Genomic DNA, 3,577 nt, shown 5'->3' with positions numbered 1-3,577 from the left:
CGGAATAATACGACAAAAATATCTAAAAAAATAAATGATTAATTTCAATAAAATAACAGGTTTCCCACAGGTTTCCACGGCGGTAATATGTGATCTATCTCCGTTTTGGATCTGTAGCTGGCTAAAGATCCATCAATGTAGTTTTTATCCACAGATAATGCGTCAAAGTTATGCAAAAAAGAGTAAAACTCGCAAAAAAAGCCGTCGTCAAGGCTGTAAATTGAACCAGTGATCGGGATTTATTGGGGTTATCCCATAAATCNGTGGATAAATAGGTGTAAGATCCTGTTCATTATCGCTGTCAGTAGGTGCACAAGATAATCAGAATAAAAGTATTTCATCGGTGGGAGGAAAGAAAACTTCCGTTAAATCATGCTATTATTCATTCCATCCACAATGCATAACAATACATCTACCGTCACTTTTAATTCAGCTTGTTTTTTAACCGACTTTAGCAGGTTTATCCCCATGTCTGTTTATTCACTGCCACCAGCACCACCCACTGATGAACATCAACTTTTTCAACGTGCTCAAGCTTTGTCAGGTTTTACCCTTGGCGAATTGGCAGCGCGTGCTCAATGGGTTATTCCGGCGGACTTAAAGCGGGTAAAAGGCTGGGTTGGTATGTTGCTGGAGTTTTATTTGGGGGCCAGTGCTGGCAGTAAACCTGAACAGGACTTTGCCGACATCGGCATTGAGCTGAAAACCATACCTATCAGCGCTCAGGGCAAACCATTGGAGACCACCTTTGTTTGTGTCGCCCCCCTGACCGGCAACAGTGGCATCACTTGGGAAAGCAGTCATGTGCGGCATAAACTGGCCCGAGTATTGTGGGTACCCGTAGAAGGAGAGCGGCAGATCCCGCTCGCGGAACGTAGAGTCGGCGCGCCTTTATTATGGAGCCCGAATGCGCAAGAAGAAGAACTACTGCGGCGTGACTGGGAAGAGTTAATGGACCTTATCGTTCTTGGCAAAGTAGAAACCATCACCGCTCGCCACGGTGAGGTACTCCAATTGCGCCCGAAGGCCGCCAATAGCCGTGCGTTAACTGAAGCCATCGGTGAAAAAGGGCAACCGATCATGACACTACCCCGTGGTTTTTATCTGAAAAAGACCTTTACTGGCCCGATGTTGGCCCGTCATTTCTTGTTGTAACCGGTGCGCTAGACGCCCTACTACAACACCAATTACTTTGACTCTGTTCCGATTAATAAATAAAAGCGTATAATTGTATTTTTGTGTTTCCGTAAGGTGTATAGGCGCAATGTTTGAATGGGTTGCCGATCCAAATGCCTGGTTGGCGCTAGGCACGCTGACTATCCTGGAGATTGTTCTTGGGATAGACAATATTATTTTCCTCTCTTTGGTGGTCGCAAAATTACCTAAAGCGCAACAAAACAGAGCCCGCCGTATTGGCTTGGCTGGGGCCATGTTAATGCGTCTCGCATTACTTGCTTCTATTGCCTGGGTTATCCGCCTGACCGAACCTCTGTTTACAGTGGCAGGCCACGGTGTCTCGATGCGGGACTTGATCCTGTTGTTAGGGGGATTATTCCTTATCTGGAAAGCCAGCAAGGAAATTCATGAAACCATTGAGGGGAGCGATACTGAACACACCAGTAATGTCAGCTCTTTCTTTGCGGCTATCGTGCAAATTATGCTGTTGGATATCATCTTTAGTCTGGATTCAGTGATAACAGCAGTTGGGCTGTCAGATCATCTGTTTATTATGATGGCTGCTGTGGTTATTTCTGTCGGCGTGATGATGTTTGCTGCCAGACCAATTGGTGAGTTTGTTAATCGCCATCCATCAGTCAAAATGCTGGCGCTCTCTTTCCTGATATTGGTCGGCTTCACGCTGATGTTAGAAAGTTTCCAGATCCACATTCCAAAAGGCTACATTTACTTCGCTATGTTCTTCTCAATGGGGGTTGAAACCCTGAATTTGATGCGCGGAAAAAAGAGTAAGCCGACTGATAAAAAAATATCTACTCAATAGATTTAAAGGTGCGAGAAGGCTGCTTGCACTAGAGAGGCCCAAGGATGGGCTGAGCAGTACACTTGCAAGATAGCGGGTTCAACACCTTCCAGGGGCAGTTCACGGCCCCGTTTCCCACTTTTTTCTGTACTTTTCCCTTACACGCTTCCCCCAACTGCGGTGCTTCGATATAGTCGAATAAGGCAAGTTTTACTTATACCCAAAAAATTGGTGTTTCAGTAAGGCCAAACGAACACATCCTGAAGCAGTTATTCAAATAGAGAATTCGGGTGCGTGGTCGTAGCTAACGACGCTGCAATACCAACTACCAAAGGTATGGCCTGATAATTTCAGACATTAAGGAAGGTCGGCAATGCAATATCATCGTATCCCCCACAGTTCATTAGAAGTCAGCCTGCTGGGTCTGGGCACCATGACATTTGGTGAACAAAATAGTGAAGCCGATGCCCATGCGCAACTGGATTACGCCGTTGCGGCCGGTATTAACTTGATCGATACCGCAGAAATGTACCCAGTGCCCCCAAGGCCAGAAACCCAAGGGTTAACTGAGCAATACATTGGTAACTGGATAAAAGCACGCGGTGAGCGTGACAAAATCATTTTAGCCAGCAAAGTCTCCGGGCCATCACGCGGCAGCGATCAACCGATTCGCCCCAATATGGCACTGGACCGGAAAAATATCCGCATCGCGTTGGAAGATAGCCTTAGACGCCTCAATACTGATTATCTCGATATTTATCAGTTACATTGGCCACAACGTGAAACCAACTGTTTTGGTAAATTGAATTATCGCTACAGCGAACATACTGCTGTGGTCACCTTGCTTGAAACACTGGAAGCCCTGAATGAGCAGGTGCGGGCAGGGAAAATCCGTTATATCGGTGTATCAAATGAGACCCCATGGGGGGTGATGCGCTATCTGCAACTGGCAGAAAAACATGATTTACCGCGTATTGTCTCAATACAGAACCCCTACAGCCTGCTTAACCGCAGCTTTGAAGTTGGTTTGGCCGAGATAAGCCAACATGAAGGCATTGAGCTATTGGCTTATTCCAGCCTGGCCTTTGGCACCCTGAGCGGCAAATACCTTAATGGCGCAAAACCTACCGGCGCACGGAATACATTGTTCAGCCGTTTTACACGTTATACCGGGCCACAATCCGAGTTAGCGGTAGCGGAATATGTGGCACTGGCAAAACGTCATGGGCTGGATCCTGCACAGATGGCGCTGGCTTTCGTTCGCCAGCAACCGTTTGTGGCCAGTACCTTGTTAGGTGCAACCACACTGGAACAACTGAAAAGTAATATTGATAGCCAGAATGTCGTTTTGGAGCAGGAGGTGCTTAATGCATTGGAAGAAATCCACACCCGCTTTACCTTCCCTGCACCTTAAATTCAGTTGGGTTTAAATAGCAAAAAGGCCGCTAATGCGGCCTAAAACTCTTATTTAAAATCAATCATTTACATATAAAACAGTCAGTTATATGCGTGCCGCTGCGTGGTGAAACCTGCTCTCGCGTAGGTGATTTGGGCAATTTGTGGATCATTTGACTGTGGGTATCACTACTTCAGTAACTT

At 46.3% G+C, this 3,577-nt stretch carries 3 protein-coding genes; all 3 read left to right on the top strand.

Going from position 1 to position 3,577, the window contains the following annotated elements; translation table 11 throughout:
- The first annotated feature begins 468 nt into the window (after positions 1-468).
- The 3 genes from mutH (at position 469) to V2A85_RS22660 (ending at position 3,392) form a co-directional block, all read left to right on the top strand.
- The gene (gene mutH, locus V2A85_RS22670; RefSeq protein ID WP_050073625.1) at positions 469-1,155 is read left to right on the top strand and encodes a DNA mismatch repair endonuclease MutH; all 687 of its coding nucleotides are present in this window, start codon (positions 469-471) and stop codon (positions 1,153-1,155) included.
- Between the two features lie 109 nt (positions 1,156-1,264).
- Complete coding sequence (locus V2A85_RS22665; RefSeq protein WP_372559791.1) at positions 1,265-1,999, top strand: TerC family protein; 735 nt, start codon at positions 1,265-1,267, stop codon at positions 1,997-1,999.
- A 352-nt stretch (positions 2,000-2,351) separates the two neighbouring features.
- The gene (locus tag V2A85_RS22660; RefSeq protein ID WP_372559792.1) at positions 2,352-3,392 is read left to right on the top strand and encodes an NADP(H)-dependent aldo-keto reductase; all 1,041 of its coding nucleotides are present in this window, start codon (positions 2,352-2,354) and stop codon (positions 3,390-3,392) included.
- Positions 3,393-3,577 lie beyond the last annotated feature (185 nt).

This window comes from Yersinia sp. 1252 StPb PI, assembly GCF_048593885.1.
Taxonomy (GTDB): Bacteria; Pseudomonadota; Gammaproteobacteria; order Enterobacterales; family Enterobacteriaceae; genus Yersinia; species Yersinia enterocolitica_E.
The sequence above is the reverse complement of the archived record's forward strand: the minus strand, read 5'-3'. Positions and strand labels throughout refer to the sequence as shown.